This window comes from Duffyella sp. Ts4 (assembly GCF_051851875.1).
Taxonomy (GTDB): Bacteria; Pseudomonadota; Gammaproteobacteria; order Enterobacterales; family Enterobacteriaceae; genus Duffyella; species Duffyella gerundensis.
On the sequence record NZ_JBLYPN010000015.1, the window covers coordinates 48038 to 69325 of the forward strand.

A 21288-nucleotide genomic window follows, 5' to 3' on the forward strand; every position below is an offset into this window, starting at 1 on the left:
CGATTGTTAACATGTGCTGATAATGTGCGCGATCATAACATAAAAAACGGGGCCACCCAACGATGGCCCCGCTCTGTCAGTATCATCACGCTATGCACATCAGAAGGTGAAACCGATCTTCGCCATTGCGCCCCAGGTCTTGTCTTCGCCCGCCGAACCGGCCAGATCGAGATGGACACTATTGTTAAATGGCGACAGGCCAAAACCGCCGGTCACGACATTTTTGTCGTTTGATTTCATATCAGCACGGTAACCGCCACGCAGCTGCAGCCAGTCAAACAGGCGATATTCCGCACCCACGCCAGCATACTGACTGTCACCTTCGGTTTTAAATCCTTTGGTCGGCGTCATATCAACATCAAAAGCGGTGGTCAGACGGTCGGTGTGCCATGACACACCCCCGGTTACCAGCGGACGGATTTGATAGGTATCTTTAAAGCCGTTGACTTCTTTGGTCTCAATATCGCGTGCAATCAGGTTCTGCGCGCTGAGGCCCAGCGTCCAGTTTTCGCCCACGTCGGTGGCAATACCGGCGTCAACGTTGAAACCGGTGTCGTCTTTACGATACTGATTGTTGGTCACGTCATCTTTATCGTAGGTATAAACCGCGGCCTTGTAGTTAAACAGCCAGGACTGCTGAATTTTTGGCGTGACGCCCACAGAAACCGGATGGCCTGCTACGTCAAACTGATGCGCCATGGCGATACCGTAATCGGCTACGATCGCGGCCAGGCCAGTGGCACTGGAAGTCAGACGGTCTTCATCGCCGCGAACAGGAAAGCGCTTGCCGTCAGCAATCTGCTGCAAATAATCGATATCACCCTGATTCACATCGGTACTGAGGCTAACGGTGCCATACCCTTTAGCAACAAAGGCGAACGGCAGCGTCTCGTTAGGCACCGTCACTGCCAGCGCGGCACCCGCTTTGCCCTGCGACTTATTGTTGCGCAGATCGCGCAGCTTGTCCGCCATATCGCCAGCGGCAACCCGCACCTGCGCATTGAGGCGTTGAAGCTCGGCAAGACTTGCCAGGGTAGGTCGTGTGGTGAAACTGGTAGTCGGCAGACTGTTGATAACGTCCTGATAACGGTCAACGGTATCCACCACGTCATCAATCTTATCAACCATTTTATCTTTATCGCTGATCTGCACACCAGCCGAAGGCAGGATGATGTCAACGTGTGATTCAACCGGCGCTTTGGTCATTAACGCCGGGTTAGCCAGTGCCGCCGTTCCCCAGTTTGATGAGGCAACGCCTGTGCCACCCATGGCATCGTTACGGGCATCGAAATAGTTGCTGGCCGCTAATGTCGTAAACGGAACACAAATTAAGGCATTGAGAAGCGCTACGCGGCAAAACCTGATTTGAGAACCAGAAAATTTTTTCATTGACCTGCTACCACCTGCATAAAAAAGAGAATAAACGGATTTTTTCCTGATGGCATCATGCGCTCAGGACGGTTTTTTATTGCTGTGAATTCAGGGCAATCAGTAGGGTTGTTCGAGTGATTGCTTAATTATCAACCACTTCGATTATTATTGATTAGCTAATCTTCTGTTTGAGCCTGTTCTGCTGGCGTTGCGTTAGCTGGACTGAACATTAGCGTGATCTTTTTAAGCATGCAAATCATAAATTTGGCAGCTACAGCGGTGCTCAGCGGGTTTACCATAAGGGAATCTGTGTAGCCAAATTAACGATTGCAGCGCATCTGACCGTTGATACCATTTATAACCAGAGAATATGGTAAAAAAATGACGGTCTGCCAGGCAGATTCTCTCCGTCGGCTTTAATGCCGTGTTGTGATAACATAACAAGTCATTATTAGCGGAGAACCCACATGAACACCTCGGTAACAGAGCAAATTCTTTCGCAGGCGGAAAAATTGTGCCAACAACGGAGTGTGCGACTGACGCCGCAGCGGCTGGAAGTGTTGCGCCTGATGAGCGAACAAAACGGCGCTATCAGCGCCTATGATCTGCTGGATCAACTACGCATCAGCGAGCCTCAGGCCAAGCCGCCTACTATTTATCGTGCGCTGGATTTTTTACTGGAGCAGGGTTTCATTCACCGTGTGGAATCAACCAACAGCTATCTGGTATGCCATCATTTTGATCATCCGAAGCATACGTCGGTGATGCTGATTTGCGATCGTTGTGCATCAGTCAGCGAGAAGCATGCACACGGCGTGGAAAAGACTATTGAGGAACTGTCTGAAGCGACGGGATTTACGCTGCATCATAGCGTGATTGAAGCGCATGGGCTGTGTACGAACTGTGCGGAAGTGGAATCCTGCGTGCGTCCTGAAGCGTGCGATCACGATCATTCAGTGGTGAGTAAAAAACGCGGAAGGTAGAGAATATTTAGAGGAGAGGCACATCCGTGTGCCAGGGTAGGAGCATCATCCTGAAATGATTGATGGCTTACCAGCGATAATCTTTGTTCTCGCTTTCCCAGGTTGAAACTTCTTTCTCAGCTTCATCCTTCGCATAACCATATTTTTCCTGAATCTTGCCGACCAGCTGATCGCGTTTACCTTCAACGACGGTCATGTCGTCATCGGTCAGCTTGCCCCATTTTTCTTTCATTTTCCCTTTGAACTGTTTCCAGTTACCGCTGGCTTCATCTTTATTCATAATAGTGCCCTCGACTTAGGTTCTACAGCTGAAAATTAGCGTTTACTTATGCAATAGCTAAAGAAAACGGGATAAAACGCTGCTTAATTGCGTTTCATAAGGTTAATTGTAGCTGAAAGCCGTGAGTTTGCCGTTTGGTTTGTAAAGGAAGGTTTTTTGCGCAAAGTAATGAATAGCTGACTGAGAAAAATGACATTTAATCAGTTAGTTAATATATGCCGCTGAAATATGTCAAAATATTTCAGGAAGGGATCCAGCTGCCTTTCTGCCAGTGTTTGTGCCAGATTAGCCACAGGCTGACACCACGCAATAGCAGGAATACGGTCATCGCCAGCCATAAACCGTGGTTGCCAAGCCAGTGTAATGTGCACAGCGTCAGGCCATAACCGGCAGCAGCGACTGCCATGCTGTTACGCATCTCACGACCGCGCGTCGCCCCGATAAACATCCCGTCCAATAGATAACACCAGACTCCGGCCAGAGGCATAACGACCTGCCAGATAAGATAGTGTCCGGCCAACTCGCGCAGGGATGCCAGTGACGTCAGCATGTTGATAATGGCATTGCCAGCGAGGGCATAAATAACGGCGAAAACCAACGCTACCAGTCCAGCCTGCCGACAGGATGCCTGCCAAACCGCCATCAGTTGTCGGCTATCTCTGGCTCCACACGCTTCGCCGGAATAGGCCTCAACCGCATAGGCAAAGCCATCGAGCGCGTAGGCGGTAAAAGTGATGAACATTAGCAAAATAGCGTTAGTTGCCACGATTTCCGGGCCGAGCCGCGCAGCAAGAATAGTCAGGGAGGCGAAGCAGAGTTGTAGCAGCAGTGAACGCAGCAGGATATCGCGATTCAAGCGTAACAAGCGGCTGATGTCGCCGCGCCAGCCCGCTTTGAGCCATTGCCAGCGCAGACCGCGCAGCCGGGCGACATGCCAGACCATACCCAGCCCGACCAGAAAGGTAAGATACTCAGCCACGGCCGTCGCCGTTGCGGCTCCCGCCACACCGTAATCCAACCCGAGCACCAGCCACAGATCCAGCAGGATATTCACCAGATTGCCCACCACCAGCAGGATCACCGGCGCACGTGCATATTGCACGCCCAGCAGCCAGCCGAGGATAACCAGATTGGCCAGCATCGCGGGCGCACTCAGCCAGCGAATATGCATAAACAGCGCCGCCTGCTGCTGCACCGCAGGGTCACCGCCGACAATTTGCATGGCAACATGGGTAATCGGCTCGCGCAGCAGGACCAGAATAATTCCGGCAACCAGCGCCATCAGCAACGGCTGTACCAACGCGCGCGCCAGTGCCGGTTTATCACTGGCACCATATGCCTGAGCGGTCAGACCGGTGGTGCTCATCCGCAAAAAGAGCAGCAGCATTAAGACAAAGCTGGTTAACGTGGTGCCAACCGCAACGCCGCCGAGAAAAATCGGGCTATCGAGATGGCCAATAACAGCGGTATCCACCAAACCCAGCAGCGGCACGGTGATATTAGAGAGGATCATTGGCAGAGCGAGCCGCCAGAGGTTTTTATCAGTTGCGGTAAAAAAGCGCATTGACGTGTTTATCATCCATGGGCGCAGCAGACAAAAAAGCGAAAGGGTAATGAGAGCGCAGATGCGGCCGCATTACTGCATGGCCGCATCATTATGACTGTAATCGCGTTAACGGATTCTGAGAGTCAGAATCAGGACCATTGGCCGTTACGAATAACGCCAACGGCCAGCCCTTCAATCGTGAGCGTTTGTTCTCTCAGATCGATAACGATAGGCTGAAAATCGTTGTTTTCTGGCAGCAGCTGTACGGTGTTGCCCTGTTTCTTCAAACGTTTCACGGTCACTTCATCATCAATGCGCGCCACGACCACCTGGCCATTACGCACATCCTGAGTTTTATGCACGGCTAACAGATCGCCATCCATAATCCCAATATCTTTCATCGACATGCCGGTCACGCGCAGCAGGAAATCTGCGCTTGGCTTGAACAGGTTAGGATCAAGCTGATAACGCCCTTCGATGTGCTCCTGCGCCATAATCGGCTCGCCCGCGGCAACCCGACCAATCAATGGCAGGCCTTCGCTGCTCTCTTCTTCCATCAGCAACCGAATGCCGCGCGAGGCGCCAGAGATAATTTCAATCACGCCTTTACGCGCTAATGCTTTCAAATGCTCTTCAGCCGCATTCGGCGAACGAAACCCAAGCTGGGACGCAATTTCAGCACGCGTTGGTGGCATACCACTTTGATTGATATGGTCGCGAATCAGGTCATAGACCTGCTGCTGCCGTGCTGTTAATGCTTTCATTTCGCCCCCTGGTTGTTTATACAGTCGCTGTGAGTATATACAGGTATATCCTGCTTGCAAACTTATAATTGTGTAAAAAATAGCTATTTAACTAATTTTGGAAAACATTGCGCAAATGAGGCCAAAGCAGCATTACCCAAATAAAAACAGCCAGTAAAATCGTTAGCAGCACGGCCGCGGAACCCATGTCTTTCGCCCGACCTGAAAGCGCATGAAATTCGCTGCCAATACGATCCACTACGGATTCAATGGCGCTATTAAGAATTTCAACAATGATCACCAGCATAACCGACCCAATGAGCAGGACGCGCGTGATGGCATCGACCTCCAGCAAACAGGCGATGGCGATCGCAATCAGACCCGCAACGGCTTCCTGACGAAAAGCCGCTTCGTGTTGCCATGCGGCCTTGATGCCTTTCCATGAATAGCCTGCCGCATTCACGATACGTTTGATTCCAGTAATGTTATTTGCCATGCCGGTGGAACCCTTTTAAATAATTAACGTCAATGTCAGGGTGGCGCACGAATTGCAACACCACAGATCTTCGCTGCGCTTTCTGCTATGCTTGCGGCGCTTTGCTAACAAGAGGCTTCATGTTGTCTATGTCAGGTTGGCGTAACCTTTACTATAAGTTGTTGAACATACCGCTTTCATTTCTGGTGAAAAGCAAGGCTATTCCTGCCGAGCCTGTGGCTGAATTAGGGTTGGATACATCGCGTCCTATTATGTATGTATTACCCTATGATTCAAAGGCTGACCTGCTGGCATTACGCACGCAGTGTCGCAAGCAGGATCTGCCCGATCCGCTGGAACCGTTGGAAATTGACGGCATGTTGCTACCACGGCACGTCTTTATCTATGACGGCCCGCGCGTTTTCCCCTATTACGCGCCCAGTGTGCAATCCGTTAAAATATTCCATGATTATCTCGACCTGCACCGCAGCAATCCGCACCTTGATGTGCAGATGGTGCCGGTGTCGGTGATGTTTGGCCGTGCGCCGGGCCGGGAAATTCAGGGCGAACCCCGTCCCCATCTGCGCGATCTCAACGGCGTACAGAAATTCTTTGCCGTCTCCTGGCTGGGCCGCGACAGCTTCGTGCGTTTCTCGCCGATGGTCTCGTTACGCCGCATGGCAACCGAGCACGGCACCGACAAGCGCATTGCGCAAAAACTGGCGCGACTGGCACGCATTCACTTTGCTCGCCAGCGTCATGCGGCGGTGGGTCCAAGCCTGCCCGCTCGTCAGGACCTCTTCAACAAGCTGCTGCAGTCGAAAGCGATAGCCAAAGCGGTTGAAGATGAAGCGCGCAGCAAAAAAGTCTCTCATGAAAAAGCGCAGCAAAATGCCATTGAGCTGATGGAAGAGATTGCTGCTAACTTCTCCTATGAAGCGATTCGGGTAACCGACCGCGTCATGGGCTGGACGTGGAGCAAACTTTATCAGGGCATCAACGTTAACGGCGGCGAACGCGTGCGCCAGCTGGCGCAGGATGGCCATGAAATCGTATATGTGCCTTGCCATCGCAGTCACATGGATTATCTGCTGCTCTCCTATGTGCTTTATCATCAGGGACTGGTGCCGCCGCATATCGCCGCAGGCATCAATCTTAACTTCTGGCCAGCCGGGCCGATTTTCCGTCGCCTGGGCGCTTTCTTTATTCGTCGTACCTTTAAGGGCAATAAGCTCTACGCCACGGTATTCCGTGAATATCTGGGCGAGCTGTTTACCCGCGGCTACTCGGTGGAATATTTTGTCGAGGGCGGACGCTCACGCACCGGCCGATTGCTCGATCCCAAAACCGGCACGCTGGCGATGACCATTCAGGCGATGCTGCGCGGCGGCAACCGCCCTATCACGCTGGTGCCTATCTATATCGGCTATGAGCACGTTATCGAAGTGGGCACCTACGCCAAAGAACTGCGCGGTGCGGCAAAAGAGAAAGAAGGCTTTATGCAGATGCTGCAGGGCCTGCGCAAGCTGCGCAATCTCGGCCAGGGCTACGTGAACTTTGGTGAACCGCTGCCATTGATCACCTATCTCAACAATCAGGTACCGGAATGGCGCGATTCTATCGATCCGATCGAAGCGCAACGTCCAAGCTGGCTGACGCCAACCGTGAACGATATTGCCCAGAAGGTCATGGTGCGCATCAACAACGCCGGTGCCGCGAATGCGATGAACCTGTGCGTTACCGCGCTGCTGGCGTCGCGTCAGCGCTCACTGACCCGCGAACAGCTGCTTGAACAGCTCGACTGCTATACCCAGCTGTTGCGTAACGTGCCTTACTCAACTGACTCAACCGTGCCGCCGATGACGCCTGACGAGCTGCTGGCTCATGCGCTGAGCATGAATAAGTTTGAGATCGAGCAGGATAACATTGGCGACATCATCATTCTGCCGCGTGAGCAGGCGGTGTTGATGACCTATTACCGCAACAATGTGCATCACATGCTGGTCATGCCTGCGCTGATTGCCGCGATTATTCAGCAGCATCAGCATCTGACGCGCCAGGAACTGCTGCGCCAGATCCAGCTGATCTACCCGATGTTGAAAACCGAACTTTTCCTGCGCTGGGAACAGGATGAGCTGGCGCCGGTGGTGCAGGATCTCTGCGCTGAAATGGCACGGCAGGGGCTGATTATTCTGGAAGAGGATGCCATTCGCCTCAGCGCGGGCCGTTTCCGTACCTTACAGCTGCTGGCAGCGGGCGTGCGTGAAACCTTGCAGCGTTATGCCATTACGTTCTCAATTCTCAGCGCTAACCCGGCCATTAACCGCGGTTCGCTGGAGAAAGAGAGCCGCACGCTGGCACAGCGCCTGTCGGTGCTGCATGGCATCAACGCGCCGGAGTTCTTTGATAAAGCGGTGTTTTCAACGCTGGTGCTGACGCTGCGTGATGAGGGCTATATCAGCGACAGCGGCGATGCGCAGATTGAACAGACGCATCAGACCTACATGATTCTGGCCGATCTGGTGACCAACGATGTGCGGATGACCATTGAGAATGCCGTAGCCCACAACTAGACCATGCGGCGACCTGTGACCTTTTGTTGTTACGCGTTGCCATAATTGCTTGCGGTGATCAGCACCCAGCCGTCAATCAGCATGACAAAAAAAGCGGGCCGTTTGTGGCCCGCTCTTTTTTTGTCGCTGAACAGCGTTAGAACAGATCGATAAACGGCGGCGCGTTAAGCGCGATGCCGAGAAAAATCACCAGGCCTACATAGTTATTATTCAGGAAGCCACGGAAGCAGGCGTCGCGCTCGCGAAAGGCAATCAGCCGCTGTTGATAAACAAATAGCGCAGCAGCAGCCAGCAACGACCAGTAAAACCACGCGTTGAGTTGCAGCATCAGTCCAACCACCACCAGCAGTCCCAGCGTCAACAGCTGAAGCAGGCCGATGATCAGCTTGTCGAAACGGCCAAAGAGGATTGCCGTCGATTTAACGCCGATCTTCAGGTCATCGTCACGATCGACCATGGCATATTGCGTATCGTAAGCCACCGTCCACGCCAGATTGGCAAAAAATAGCAGCCAACACACCAGCGGAACCGATTCGCTCACCGCCGCCCATGCCATCGGAATCGACCAGCCAAAGGCTGCCCCCAGCACCACCTGAGGCAGATGGGTATAGCGCTTCATAAACGGATAGACCCACGCCAGCGCCAGTCCACCAAGTGACAACAGAATGGTCATCAGGTTCATGGTTAACACCAGCGCAAACGAGATCAGGCCGAGGATGACAAACAGCCATTTAGCCTCTTTTTCGCTGACCGCACCGCTGGCCAATGGACGCGACTGCGTACGCTTCACATGGCCGTCGATTTTGCGATCGGCATAATCGTTGATCACACAGCCCGCCGCACGCATAAAGAACACACCCAGCACAAACACAATCAGCACCTGGGCCGGCGGTACGGTAACCTGCGCCAGCCACAGCGCCCATAGCGTTGGCCAGAGCAGCAGCAGTGCGCCAATGGGTTTATCAATACGCATCAGACGGCAGTACGCCTGCATTTTACTCATCTTTGGCAACGTCTTTTCCAACCTAATCATTTCCCTGTTGATGATCGCCATAAAGCGGCGACGCGGGCAAAAACAGCTCGGTTAACAGCAGCGGCTTACCGGATAAACGCAGACGTGAACGCCTTCCCCACAGTCCGTCGACCTGGCCAGGCTCAATAAAATCACGGGTTAAAGTCGACGAGGAGAAAAGATAACGTCCAAGTGGGCGCGAGCCCAGCGTTTGCAGCAACATTTCCGGGCCGCTCAATGTGCTTTCCGGCACCAGCGTGCGGCCAGCCAGCCACGGCTGATTGTCGCCATAGAGGATAATTTCGCGTAACCAGAAGCGTGCATCCGCAGGCAGCATCGCCGCCTCTTCCCCGGCTTCGGCGGCGGTGATAAACCCTTCGCGTACCGGTTGCACGGTGACCTGCTGGCAATGGCGTTCAAAACGACGGGTCATGGAGTCTTCTTCCATCAGCCAGTCAAGCAAAGGCGCACTCAGCTCGGGCGAGGAAGGGGGTAACCAGGTTAGCGCACGTAAACGTTGGAGCGCGTGATCCGACATACGGCATCTCCGTAAAAAAGAGGAGACACAGTGTAGCGCAGAGGATGTGACAGAACACGCCACCAGAGAAAAATTGCTGCCGGAGGGGTAAAAAAGGTGCGCCAGAAGCGCACCAACTGTTGCCAACTCAGCAACGCGGGGATGTTATCCCTTGCCTTTCACGCTGCTGACAAAGGTTGCGCGCGCTGAGGAGGAACCAAGACGCTCAGCCTCGTTCATCAGCTTCAGCGCCTTATCGATATCACCCGCTTTGACTGCCTGACGGATGCCGTTGTTAAAATAGCTTTCGGTGTCGTTCAGCATCGGCTCCGCTTTGGCGGCCGGGGCCGGTGCTGGCGTCATCGGCTGGGCGGCGGGCTGCTGGCCTACGCTAACCGGCTTAGGATCGTTATTGCCAAACAGACGGCCAATCATAATGTTGCCGCTGTTCTGCTCACTTTTCACCTTGAGGTTCAGCGTGCCGGTTGAGGTGTGACGCACGGTAATGTCCGGCACATCCGGAATGGCGTTATTGGCCCCTTCGGCGTACAGCTTGGCCGGGTTGATCATGGTTGAAGTCTGCGCCAGATCACGCGTAGTGGTGTAGATCAGCAGGTAGATTTTCTGCTGTCCCGGCACCGGCGTCAGCTTCATGGTGCCTTCCAGGCGGTTACCGGAGGATAATCCCGGCTTCTGGTAGCTGAAATAGCTGCTCGGGAAGAAGGCCGCGGGCTGCATATGATTATCCAGCACCAGCACGTTTGGCGCGTAAACCTCGCGATTCTTCATCAGGCTGGAGAGGTTTACCTCTAACGAGCCCTGATCGGCAGGCAGTTCAATCGCCGCCACGGGTCCGCTGATATCCCCCTGATTCAGGCTCAGCGAAGAGGTGTTCAGCACAATCTCCTGCGAGGCAGGCAGGGAGATCGGCAACCATGAGAGACGTTGTAAAGATGCGGCCGGGATGGCAGGTGCCGTCGCGACGTTAAGCGGGTTGATGGTGGTGGTAGCGGCAATGCTGGCAGGCAGCAGGCCGTAACTCAGGACCGGAAACAGGCAGAGCGCAAGTAGTTGCTTTTTCATTATATTATCCTCAGATCTGGGCCCACCTCCGCGGGCAATAGGAGGTGGGCCAAAAGAGATCGCTAACTCAGGGGTAAAGCGCTTTGCTTACCACCAGGCTTCCATCTGAATACCAAAGGAGACTTCATCGTTGTCGCCGCGGCTGAAGGTACGCGCGCTGGTGTCGCTGAAGGCGGTAGCATTCGGCGAGCCGGCAACAAAGTTGTCATTGCCTGCGGTAGAAGAGGAGTAACCCCATTTCTCATCCCATTTCGCATAGGTTGCAAACAGGCGGATAGCCGGACGTGACCAGATGCTGTCGCCAGCCTGCCACTGCTGTGCCAGCGTGACCTTGTACTGGTTGTTGCGATCGCCGGTGCGCTGGCTCTTCACGTTGTCGTAGCCTGCTTCTAACAGCGTGCTCATGATTGGCGTCCATTTGTACATCGGACGAGCACCGATGGTATACCAGGTGGTGCCGTTGTTGTTGTCGCGGTCGACATCCTGATACATACCAACGTACATCAGGCTCCAGGTATCATTGAAGTCGATGGCACCGTGGTCAATCACGCGAATCATCGATCCATTGTTATTCTGCGCAGTATTTGGGCGACCATTACGGTTTTCTGTCATCGCATCGGTGGCGTACTGCACCACAAATTTGTTCAGGCTGGTATCCGCGCCGAAGGTCTGCGTGTGCTCAAGGGTGGCCATCCAGCCGTCGTCCGAAGCGTCCGGATCAGTTTGGCGGAAGCCGTCGGTGTCGTTGGCTTTGCCGTAGTCGAAGCCGAGTTCCAGCGAGCCGCCTGGGTTGGTTTGCATGCCGCCGAGACGCACATCAAAAATATCGTTGGCGCGATCTTTGGATTCGCCACGGGTATTGCCTGCCATAAAGGAGGATGAACCACCCGCTTCGGTGTTACGCGTTACGGCAAAAGAGAGCTTACCGAAACCAAGATCGATATCTTCCAGGCCGCCACCAGGACCTGAAACGTCCCAGTAGTAGAAGTCGATCATGTGCACGTCGTGACGTTTGTAGTAGCGCTTACCTGCCCAGATATTGGCGCCTGGCAAGGCATCAAACAGGTTTTTACCGACCACGTTCATCTGACGTACCGCCGGAGAATCTTCTTCATAGTCGTTCTGCTGCGAGACGCCGTAACCGATCATGGTGTCGACGTAAAAGCTCTTCTCGCCCTCTTTCCACACTTCCTGTCCGAGCTGGATTTCCGCATAGGTATCGCATTCGTTACCCAGACGGTATTTACTGTTGGCGCCGGTCGCCTGGAAACACTGTTGCTCACCGCCGCTGCCGGTCCAGCCAATGCCGGAACGAGCGTAACCTTTGAAATCCACAGCTCCCGCCTGGGAAGCCATGACCGCTGCGGCCACTGCCACGGCCAGAGGGTATTTGCGCAGCATAATCATCGATGTTCTCCTGTTATATGTAATGATGTGCTTGCATCCACACCCGGCTCTTGATGTAACCGGCGGCAGGCGCGCCCATCTTCACGAAACAGATGGCAGCGTTGCGGCGGCAGGCCGATGGCGTAATGGGCACCTTCTTCTACCAGCACCACATCGTTCTGGCGGTATACCAGGTTCTGACGCAGCGCAGGAATTTGGATATGGATTTGTGTTTCGTGGCCGAGCTGTTCCACCACCTGAACGGTGCCGGAGAGCGTGACGTCAGCGACGTCGCTCGGTTGCAGATGTTCGGGGCGAATGCCGAGTGACATATTGCTACCCGGCAGCACATCGGTGCTATCGACCGGCAGCCACACCTGTTGATGATTCGGTAATTCCACCTGCACCTGATCGATGGCGGTTGCCGTCACTTTTACCGGCAGGAAATTCATTTTGGGTGAGCCGATAAACCCGGCCACAAAGCGGTTCGCCGGATAGTGATACAGTTCCAGCGGCTTGCCGACCTGCGCAATATGACCGCCTTCCAGCACCACAATTTTGTCCGCCAGCGTCATCGCTTCGACCTGATCGTGGGTGACGTAAATCATCGTGCGCTGCAGGCGCTTATGCAGACGGGAAATCTCAATACGCATCTGGACACGCAGCGAAGCATCGAGGTTAGATAACGGCTCATCGAGCAAGAAAACCCCCGGCTCCGCCACCAGCGTACGGCCAATCGCCACGCGCTGACGCTGGCCACCGGAGAGCGCCTTCGGCAAACGATCAAGCAGATGGCCGAGCTGCAGCACGTCGGCAACCTGGCTCACACGCTGCTCAATATCGCCCTTAGCCTTACCGGCAAGCTTGAGGCCAAACGACATGTTTTCGGCCACGTTCAGATGGGGATAAAGCGCATAGGACTGAAACACCATGCCGACGCCACGGCCAGCCGGAGGCACCTCGTTCATCCGTCGATCGCCGATCAGTAACTCGCCTGAGGTAATCTCCTCCAGCCCGGCAATCATGCGTAACAGCGTTGACTTGCCGCAGCCTGATGGCCCGACAAACACCACGAATTCGCCCTCAGCGATGGTCAGATTGATATCCCGAGAGACCACAACATCGCCCCAGGCTTTGGTGACATCCTTCAGCACCACGCTTGCCATCCCGCTTCCTCTTGTTCAGCGCTTATTCAATGGCAGGCAGTCTGTGGCAAAGCGGCAGCTTCCAACTCCTCCGCCCTGCTTTTTTTTACGGGGGAGGAGACGGGAGGATGAGCCGCGCAGAAAAAGGGTGACGCACGGGGCCACCGGCAGAATTTCGTGATCGACAAGGCAAAAAAAGGGGGAGTTTTGTGTGCGCTGGCAGGCAAAAACAGGGGGATTAGTTGTGGCGATCACACTTCTGCCGGGCAGGGCGTAGAGGTGGGGATGATGAGCCCGCATGGCGTTCTGTGCAGACTGCCTGCGTTACGACAACCGCTCACACTTAGAGGAAAGGGATATGTCAAAGTTCAAATTTGCTTGCCATGCTGTTATCGCCGTTGCGGTTTCCGCCGCGCTGATGCCCGCTGCTGCGCTGGCGAAAATCGAAGAAGGCAAGCTGGTCATCTGGATCAACGGCGATAAAGGCTATAACGGCCTGGCCGAAGTCGGTAAGCAGTTTGAGAAGGACACCGGCATCAAAGTCACCGTGGAGCATCCTGATAAGCTGGAAGAGAAATATCCTCAGGTAGCGGCAACCGGCGACGGCCCGGACATCATTCTCTGGGCACATGACCGCTTTGGCGGCTATGCGCAGTCGGGCTTGCTGGCAGAAGTGACGCCGGACAAAGCGTTTCAGGACAAACTCTATCCCTTCACGTGGGACGCGGTACGCTTCAACGGCAAGCTGATTGGTTACCCGATCGCCGCCGAGGCGCTGTCGCTGATTTACAACAAAGATCTGCTGCCAAACCCGCCAAAAACCTGGGAAGAGATCCCAGCACTGGACAAACAGATGCGCGCCAAAGGCAAGAGCGCCATTATGTTTAACCTGCAGGAACCCTACTTCACCTGGCCGATTACCGCAGCCGATGGCGGCTACGCCTTCAAAAAACAGGCTGACGGCAGCTATAACCTCAAAGATGTTGGCGTCGCCAATGCGGGTTCTCAGGCGGGCCTGCAATTCCTGGTCGACCTGATCAAAAACAAGCACCTGAACGCGGATACCGATTACGCCATTGCTGAAGCCGCCTTCAATAAAGGCGAAACGGCGATGACCATTAATGGGCCGTGGGCGTGGAGCAACATCGACAGCGCCAAAGTGAATTATGGCGTGACGCTGCTGCCAACCTTTAAAGGCAAGCCGTCGAAGCCGTTTGTTGGCGTGCTGAGCGCGGGCATCAACGCCGCCAGCCCGAACAAAGAGCTGGCGAAAGAGTTCATTGAAAACTATCTGATCACCGAAGCGGGCCTGGAAAAAGTCAACTCTGACAAGCCGTTAGGCGCAGTTGCGCTGAAATCCTACCAGGAGAAGCTGGCGAAGGATGAGAAAATTGCCGCCACCATGGAAAACTCGCAGAAAGGCGAAGTGATGCCGAACGTGCCGCAAATGGCCGCTTTCTGGTATGCCGAGCGTAACGCGGTGTTGAACGCCATTAACCATCGCCAGAGCGTAAAAGCCGCGCTGGACGATGCGCAAAAACGCCTGACGAAGTAACGGACAGGGCGGGCTTCGGGCAAAAACCGGCGCCCGCTAACACACTATTTCGGCTACGTGCCGCTCAAGGAACTTTTCATGACCAAAACTGCCTGGTCGCCGCATGATGCCCTGAAGTGGTTGGCCCTTGCTGCCAGCGCCCTGCTGGCTGCGTATTTGATCGTTTTGATGTATGTGCAGGGTGAATACCTGTTCGCTATTTTAACGCTGCTGCTGCTCGGTTCCGGCCTGGCGATTTTTGCCCAGCGTCGCGCCTCCGCCTGGCGTTATGTCTGGCCGGGGCTCGCTGGCATGGGCCTGTTTGTGCTTTTTCCGCTCGCCTGTACTATCGGCATCGCTTTTACCAACTACAGCAGCAGCAACCAACTCTCGTTTGAACGGGCGCAGCAGGTGCTGCTCGATCGCCAGTTCCAGTCCGATCTGCGCTATAACTTCAGTCTCTATCCGGCGGAAGAGAAGTGGCAGCTGCTGCTTGAGAGCGGCGACGGCCAGCGCTTTCTTTCCGCCCCCTTCGCGTTTGGCGCGGGTGAACAGACGCTGACGCTGCAACCTGCCACCGCCCTGCCCGCGGCCGCCTCAGCAAAGCTGCGTGCCATTACGCAAAATCGCCAGGCGCTTAGCCAGATCACCGCCCGTCTGCCCGACGGTAGCCAGCTGCGCATGAGTTCGCTGCGTCAGTTTGCCGCTACCCAGCCGCGTTATCAGGTGGGCGATCGTCAGCAGTTAACCGATCGCGAAACCCATCAGGTGTGGTGGCCGAATCACGATACCGGCTTCTACCAGACCAAAAACAGTGCCGACCAGTGGAACAGCGACAAGCTCAGTCCCGGCTTTACCGTCACCGTTGGCTGGAAAAACTTCCTGCGCGTCTTTACCGATCAGGGTATCCAGAAGCCGTTCTTCGCTATCTTTCTCTGGACGGTATTCTTCTCCGCCATCAGCGTGCTGTTAACCGTTGCCGTCGGCATGGTGCTGGCCTGTCTGATGCAGTGGGAAGCGCTGCGTGGCCGCGCTACTTACCGTTTACTGCTGATTCTGCCTTATGCGGTGCCAGCGTTTATCTCCATTCTGATTTTCAAGGGCTTGTTTAATCAGAGCTTCGGCGAGATTAACCTGATTCTGGAGAGCCTGTTTGGTATTAAACCGGGCTGGTTCAGCGATCCCACGCTGGCGCGGCTGATGCTAATCATCGTCAATAGCTGGCTCGGTTATCCCTACATGATGATCCTCTGTATGGGCCTGCTGAAGGCGATTCCTGACGACCTTTACGAAGCCTCGGCGCTGGATGGCGCGACGCCCACGCAGAACTTCTTTCGTATTACGCTACCGCTGCTGTTGAAGCCGCTCACGCCGCTGATGATTGCCAGCTTCGCGTTTAACTTTAATAACTTCGTGCTGATTCAGCTGTTGACCAACGGCGGCCCGGATCGCATCGGCACCACCACGCCGGCAGGCTATACCGATCTGCTGGTGAGCTACACCTGGCGCATCGCGTTTGAAGGCGGCGGCGGACAAGATTTCGGCCTGGCGGCGGCGATTGCCACGCTGATCTTCCTTCTGGTCGGTGGCCTGGCGCTGCTCAACCTGAAAGCCACCCGCATGAAATTTGATTAAGGAGTTCGATTCATGGCGATTGTGCAACCCCGCACGCAAAAAGTACGGCTGGCGCTGACGCATCTGCTGCTGCTCGGTTTTATCGCGCTGATCATGTATCCGCTGCTGATGGTGGTGGCGATCTCAGTACGCCCGGGAAACTACGCGATCGGCAGCCTGCTGCCGGATCAGATCTCCTGGGATCACTGGAAGCTGGCGCTGGGCTTTACGGTGACGCATGAGAACGGCAGCGTCACGCCACCGCCGTTCCCGGTGCTGCTCTGGCTGTGGAACTCGATCAAAGTCGCGACCCTGACCGCGGTGGGCATCGTGGCGCTTTCCACGACCTGCGCCTACGCCTTTGCCCGTCTGCGCTTTCGCGGCAAGGCGAGCCTGCTAAAAGGCATGCTGATTTTCCAGATGTTCCCGGCGGTGCTGTCACTGGTGGCGCTGTATGCCCTGTTTGATCGCATCGGCCAGTACATCCCGTTTCTTGGGCTGAATACCCATGCCGGGCTGGTATTTGCTTATCTTGGTGGCATCGCCCTGCACGTCTGGACGATCAAAGGCTACTTTGAAACCATTGATGGTTCGCTGGAAGAGGCGGCGGCGCTGGATGGTGCCACGCCGTGGCAGGCTTTCCGCCTGATTCTGCTGCCGTTGTCGGTGCCGATTCTGGCGGTGGTGTTTATTCTGTCGTTTATTGCGGCGGTGACCGAGGTGCCGGTGGCGTCGCTGCTGCTGCGTGACGTTAACAGCTATACGCTGGCGGTCGGGATGCAGCAGTATCTCAATCCGCAAAACTATTTATGGGGTGATTTTGCCGCTGCCGCGGTGCTCTCTGCCCTGCCGATTACGCTGGTGTTCCTGCTGGCACAGCGCTGGCTGGTGAGCGGTCTGACCGCTGGCGGCGTTAAAGGCTAAATTCCTGTTGTCCTTGTTATTTTTGCTGTTGCCACTGTTAGTTATTAGCTGTTCTCTGTGTCTAGGCGGCCTTGATGGCCGCCTTTTTTTATTCCCGGCGCAGGCGGTTGCTGTTCGCCAGCCACAGCGTCATTACCAGAATCAGAATCGCCGCGGAGTAACAGAGCGTATCAAACGGGTTTTTATGATCGACAATGATCAGCCGAATAATGGCGGTAATGCCGATGTAGATAAAATAGCGCATCGGAAAATGGTAGCCCGACTGAAAGTACTTAATGATCAGCGCAATAAACTCGAAGTAGAGAAAATAGATCACAATGCCTTCGATCAGCAGAAATGAGGATTCCTGCTCGCCCATATTAAGCAGCACATTGGCGAGATGAATGGTCTCTTTGCCGAGAAAGATAATCAGGATAATAGCGAGAATCAGCAGGCCGGTATTCAGCACCCACTGCAGGCCGGTGGCAATATGTTTGCCTGTCATGTCATGCCCTTAGATCATTGAAAATTAGCGCTATCATGATGGGTTGTGAGCTGGATCACAATATGACACAGAACGAGAAAGTGGAAAAAGCGGGGATGGGATGAAAAAAGGGCGGGAATCCCCGCCCTGTCTGCCTTACTGCCAGCGAATATCGCGATCGCTGGTGAGATTGTAGAGCTGATATTTCCTGCCGAGCATCTGACCGCCGTCGCGCGTCAGCGGCGTCCAGTTGACCTGCGCACGGCCACGGTTTGGCGTGACGGTGAAGAGATCCAGCGGAATCGAAATATAGAAGCCTTTGGTGAAGTCGCCTTCGCCATACTCATCTGCCGAGACGTTGGTTTTGGTCGCGTAAACCCCCACCAGCACGCCGCTGTCAAAGCGCTTCGACAGATCGACGGTAACGCCTTTATCCTTCGCCAGATATTGCCCCACGCTCATTTTCAACAGCACGTTATCCACGAATTCAGGCTGCCAGTAGCCGGTGATATGGCCGGTTGGTACCTTGTAATCGTTGAACTTCATCATGTTGTCCCAGTCGCGCTGGCGAACATAGTTGGCGTCTACGCCCACCGCCCAGCGTGAGTCGAGCGGGCGATAAAGCACTTCGCCGCCGACGCCGCCATACATGGTTTCCAGATAGCCGCCGTAGAGCTGGCCATAGAAGCCGTTGCCGAGCTGGCCCATGTAGTTCGCCTGCAAATCGTTGACGTAGACATTGTTATCAACGTAATCACGAATATGCGTGCGCACGCGCGGCAGCGAGGAGTCAGATGGCGCGCCGTTGTAGTTGAACTTGTCGTAGTTGTTAGCGAGGTTACCGAACAGGCTGCCGCCCACCAGCAGGTGATCGGTAAACCAGTAATCGAGGTTCGCCATCACGCCGACCTGATAGAGATAGAAACTCTCCGGGCCGCCAACCGACTGATTCAGCACCGGCGACAGGTTGAAGTTCAGGCGCTCTGGCGCGATAAACAGCCCCTGTTCGGTCGCGCCCGGATCAACCGGATCGACGCGTTTCTGCGCCAGCTTCTGCTCATGGCCCAGCGGATAACCGGTCAGCGACTGACGCAGGCTGGCGACGTTAGTCTCGGTGGTCACCTGCGGCAGATTGAAGCGGGTCTGCGTCACGCGAATGGTGTCGATATTTTCCGGCAGGTTATTCATCACGATGCGATTGGCGCGATCCACGCCTTCAACGGTATCGCGATATTTATACTGCTCGCCGCTGACGTACAGCGTGTTGCCTTTAACCTGAACCTTCGGCGCGTCGAGACCGGCATTATATTTCAGATCGGTGAGCTGATCCGCCACCACGGTTGACTGCAACAGCAGCGGCTGAGGATGCGGATCGTAAGCGGGCTTGCTGCTGTCGATGTGGCTTTGACGCAGCTCGTTAAAGTTGGTGCGAATAGTGACGCCGAACATGAAGGTGTTGCCACGCTCATAGCTGGCGTTGACATCGGCCCAGTCGGTAACACGATAAATCGCGCCAACGTTGACCTTGCTGCGCTGCTCCAGCTGACCGGCAAAGTCATTCTGGTAATCGTTGCCTTCATATTCCATTTTCAGGCGCAGCGGCTGCCACGGCGTCTGGTATTCAACGCCGCCAAACAGCGCCGCCGGACCGTGGAACATTTGCGAGCCGTTGATCGACCCGGCGGTGTTATCACCCCCGCGATTACAGAAGCTGTCGCTGTATTCACAGAACGGGTTTTTAACGTTGCCGCTGTTGCCGATATAGCCCCAGCCGAGGCCAAAGGTGAAATCAAAGGGTCCCCAGGCTTTGCTGGCAACCAGATATTCGCTGTCAAACAGGCCGGTGCCGCCGAGATCGCGCGTGCCCAGCGCCACTTCTGGCAGCCAGTACCCTTCCTGCCACAGGCGCAGTTTGAGATCGAACGCCTTATCTTTGTAGCTCTGTGTGCCACTGAAGCTGTCGACGGCGCTGTAGCGGCGCGTGCGCACATCGGTGTAACGCACGGTGGTTTCCAGCCACGGGAACAGCTGCAGTGATGCCGAGTAGTAACGATACTGATCGTTATCGCGGAAGTTCAGGCTGAACTCGCCCTCTTTCGCCATTCGCGCGGTAGGAACCTGCAGCAGGCCGACGCCGCCAAAGTCAGATTGCGATGGGCCAACGGGTGCTTCCCAGCTCGCCGCCTGCACCTGACAGGCCGCTGCAACAGAGACCGCCGCCAGGCTGAGTAAATAACGTGTTTTCATCAGTCAGGGATCCGCTGCGAGAGAAGGGTCACGATCTGTTGGTTGAGATCGTCATAGGCGCCAGGCAGTGCCCAGCTGGAAAAGCCGCGCCAGATGATACTTCCCGGCATGACTTCAACGTGGCGATGGTTCCAGTAGGCGATCGGCACACTCTGCGTGTCGCCGTTAGGGGCAATCACCGTAACCACGCTGCGTTCACCGCCCGCCAGACGCTCGTGTCCCTGCAGATAGTCGCGCACATCCTGGCCCGCCTGCCAGGCAACACGCCCTGGCTGCTGCATCAGGCCAAACAGCAGCACCTGATGAGGTTTGGTCGGCAGCCAAAGATCGTATTCACCCAGTAAGGTACGGTTGGCTTCCGGACGCAGACGCACCCAGTCAGCATCCAGATTAACCGGCAGACGTCCGGCAACCTTCAGCGTGCTCAGCTGCTGAATCAAACTGTTGATCGCCGCCGCATCCTCGCCGCTACTGTCGGCGGCCAGCGCCCGCAGGGACGCCATCACCGTTTGGTAATGCTGGCGGGCAACCGCGCTGCTGGTGCTGTCGGCAATCAGTGCGCCCTGCCACCAGCCACGGCCGTTCAGCGCAGGCGCCGTTGCCAGCTCTGCCACATTGTTGATTTTATCGAGCTGTTGCACCGCATCACTGCCGGCAAAATGCACGTTAACCCGCGCATCCGCCCACGCGGCGGCGGTCAGGCAGAGCGGCAGCGCTGCCAGTATTAAAGAGATTTTTTTCATGATTGCGCCGGCTTCAGAATGGTGGTGGCAACAGGCAGATAATCTGCACCAAGAGACTGTTCCGCTTGCAGCACCTGACCACTGGAATTATCGATCCAGAAACGGTTCTGCCAGCGTTTACCCAGCGCATCGACGCTGACCTCTTCCAGCCAGACGCGGCATGGCACCGCTTCACCTGCCAGCGTCAGCACCTCATCGGTGCCGCGTGAAAAGTGAGACACCGCCGTGGCGGCACGCAGTTGACCGTTCTCGGTCCAGCTCAGCGTGCGCGTCCAGCTGCTCTGTTCGGACAGGTGCAGCGGATCGCGCAGCGGATCGTTTTGCAGATTGTTGATATCCAGCAGGTTGTCACTCAGGCCCAACGTTTTAACCAGCCGACCGTGTTCGGTGACCAGCATCGCTTTATCCTGCGTGACCCACTTTTGCTGGCCCTGCTCGTTGTAGCCCAGCACCACAAAAATGCGCTGCCCGTCGTTCACGCGCAAATACATACTGGCGTAAGGCAGGTCAGCAACCTGACGATCGGTAACGGTGACATCACCCGGGCCGCTAACGGCATACTCAACGGTATCTTCCAGACCTTTTTGCGTCTGGGTACAGGCCTGCAAAAGCAGGCATAAAACCAGCAATGGAATATGACGCACTGTGT

19 protein-coding genes are annotated in these 21288 nt (G+C 55.2%); 5 read left to right on the forward strand and 14 right to left on the reverse strand.

What is annotated here, in order from left to right:
• Positions 1–99: 99 nt before the first annotated feature.
• Positions 100–1389 carry a conjugal transfer protein TraF gene (locus ACJY2L_RS17210; protein WP_439214491.1) on the reverse strand — a complete coding sequence of 430 codons (1290 nt, stop codon included), beginning with the start codon at positions 1387–1389 and terminating at the stop codon, positions 100–102.
• A 449-nt stretch (positions 1390–1838) separates the two neighbouring features.
• Here ACJY2L_RS17210 and zur point away from each other — a divergent pair, with 449 nt between their 5' ends.
• On the forward strand, positions 1839–2354 hold the full coding sequence (gene zur, locus ACJY2L_RS17215) for a zinc uptake transcriptional repressor Zur (protein ID WP_439214490.1): 516 nt from the start codon (positions 1839–1841) through the stop codon (positions 2352–2354).
• 67 nt (positions 2355–2421) lie between these two features.
• Here the strand turns inward: zur and ACJY2L_RS17220 are convergent, their stop codons facing one another.
• From ACJY2L_RS17220 to ACJY2L_RS17235, 4 genes are all read right to left on the reverse strand, one after another.
• Positions 2422–2634 (reverse strand): CsbD family protein, encoded by a 213-nt coding sequence (locus ACJY2L_RS17220; RefSeq protein WP_067434248.1) that lies wholly within the window; start codon positions 2632–2634, stop codon positions 2422–2424.
• A gap of 241 nt (positions 2635–2875) precedes the next feature.
• Positions 2876–4198: an MATE family efflux transporter DinF gene (dinF, locus tag ACJY2L_RS17225; RefSeq protein ID WP_439214489.1), complete on the reverse strand. Its 1323-nt coding sequence runs from the start codon at positions 4196–4198 to the stop codon at positions 2876–2878.
• Between the two features lie 131 nt (positions 4199–4329).
• Entirely contained in the window at positions 4330–4944 is a 615-nt protein-coding gene (lexA, locus tag ACJY2L_RS17230) for a transcriptional repressor LexA (protein WP_067434255.1), read from the reverse strand.
• A 91-nt stretch (positions 4945–5035) separates the two neighbouring features.
• The gene (locus ACJY2L_RS17235) at positions 5036–5419 is read right to left on the reverse strand and encodes a diacylglycerol kinase (RefSeq protein WP_439214488.1); all 384 of its coding nucleotides are present in this window, start codon (positions 5417–5419) and stop codon (positions 5036–5038) included.
• 128 nt (positions 5420–5547) lie between these two features.
• Between ACJY2L_RS17235 and plsB the strand changes: the two genes are divergently transcribed.
• Positions 5548–7971 carry a glycerol-3-phosphate 1-O-acyltransferase PlsB gene (gene plsB / locus ACJY2L_RS17240; protein ID WP_439214517.1) on the forward strand — a complete coding sequence of 808 codons (2424 nt, stop codon included), beginning with the start codon at positions 5548–5550 and terminating at the stop codon, positions 7969–7971.
• A 136-nt stretch (positions 7972–8107) separates the two neighbouring features.
• Here plsB and ubiA read toward each other — a convergent pair whose 3' ends face one another.
• The 5 genes from ubiA to malK form a co-directional block, all read right to left on the reverse strand.
• Complete coding sequence (gene ubiA, locus ACJY2L_RS17245; protein ID WP_264273261.1) at positions 8108–8974, reverse strand: 4-hydroxybenzoate octaprenyltransferase; 867 nt, start codon at positions 8972–8974, stop codon at positions 8108–8110.
• Positions 8975–8996: 22 nt separating this feature from the next.
• A complete protein-coding gene (ubiC, locus tag ACJY2L_RS17250) occupies positions 8997–9521 on the reverse strand; it encodes a chorismate lyase (protein ID WP_439214487.1) in 525 nt (174 codons plus the stop codon).
• 144 nt (positions 9522–9665) lie between these two features.
• On the reverse strand, positions 9666–10583 hold the full coding sequence (malM, locus tag ACJY2L_RS17255) for a maltose operon protein MalM (protein ID WP_439214486.1): 918 nt from the start codon (positions 10581–10583) through the stop codon (positions 9666–9668).
• Between the two features lie 87 nt (positions 10584–10670).
• Positions 10671–11990, reverse strand: coding sequence for a maltoporin (locus tag ACJY2L_RS17260; RefSeq protein WP_439214485.1), 1320 nt, complete (start codon positions 11988–11990; stop codon positions 10671–10673).
• Entirely contained in the window at positions 11987–13135 is a 1149-nt protein-coding gene (gene malK / locus ACJY2L_RS17265; protein WP_187486447.1) for a maltose/maltodextrin ABC transporter ATP-binding protein MalK, read from the reverse strand. The genes ACJY2L_RS17260 and malK overlap by 4 nt, the downstream gene beginning before the upstream one ends.
• A gap of 337 nt (positions 13136–13472) precedes the next feature.
• On the opposite strand from malK, the gene malE reads away from it, so the two are divergent.
• From malE to malG, 3 genes are all read left to right on the forward strand, one after another.
• On the forward strand, positions 13473–14669 hold the full coding sequence (malE, locus tag ACJY2L_RS17270) for a maltose/maltodextrin ABC transporter substrate-binding protein MalE (protein ID WP_067434283.1): 1197 nt from the start codon (positions 13473–13475) through the stop codon (positions 14667–14669).
• 78 nt (positions 14670–14747) lie between these two features.
• On the forward strand, positions 14748–16283 hold the full coding sequence (malF, locus tag ACJY2L_RS17275) for a maltose ABC transporter permease MalF (RefSeq protein WP_439214484.1): 1536 nt from the start codon (positions 14748–14750) through the stop codon (positions 16281–16283).
• 12 nt (positions 16284–16295) lie between these two features.
• Positions 16296–17186, forward strand: a complete 891-nt coding sequence (gene malG / locus ACJY2L_RS17280; RefSeq protein ID WP_187486446.1) for a maltose ABC transporter permease MalG — start codon at positions 16296–16298, stop codon at positions 17184–17186.
• 88 nt (positions 17187–17274) lie between these two features.
• Here malG and psiE read toward each other — a convergent pair whose 3' ends face one another.
• From psiE to ACJY2L_RS17300, 4 genes are all read right to left on the reverse strand, one after another.
• Entirely contained in the window at positions 17275–17670 is a 396-nt protein-coding gene (psiE, locus tag ACJY2L_RS17285) for a phosphate-starvation-inducible protein PsiE (protein WP_067434291.1), read from the reverse strand.
• A 135-nt stretch (positions 17671–17805) separates the two neighbouring features.
• Complete coding sequence (locus ACJY2L_RS17290) at positions 17806–19896, reverse strand: YjbH domain-containing protein (RefSeq protein ID WP_439214483.1); 2091 nt, start codon at positions 19894–19896, stop codon at positions 17806–17808.
• The gene (locus ACJY2L_RS17295; RefSeq protein ID WP_187488316.1) at positions 19896–20639 is read right to left on the reverse strand and encodes a capsule biosynthesis GfcC family protein; all 744 of its coding nucleotides are present in this window, start codon (positions 20637–20639) and stop codon (positions 19896–19898) included. The genes ACJY2L_RS17290 and ACJY2L_RS17295 overlap by 1 nt, the downstream gene beginning before the upstream one ends.
• Positions 20636–21283, reverse strand: a complete 648-nt coding sequence (locus ACJY2L_RS17300) for a YjbF family lipoprotein (RefSeq protein ID WP_187486444.1) — start codon at positions 21281–21283, stop codon at positions 20636–20638. The genes ACJY2L_RS17295 and ACJY2L_RS17300 overlap by 4 nt, the downstream gene beginning before the upstream one ends.
• Positions 21284–21288 lie beyond the last annotated feature (5 nt).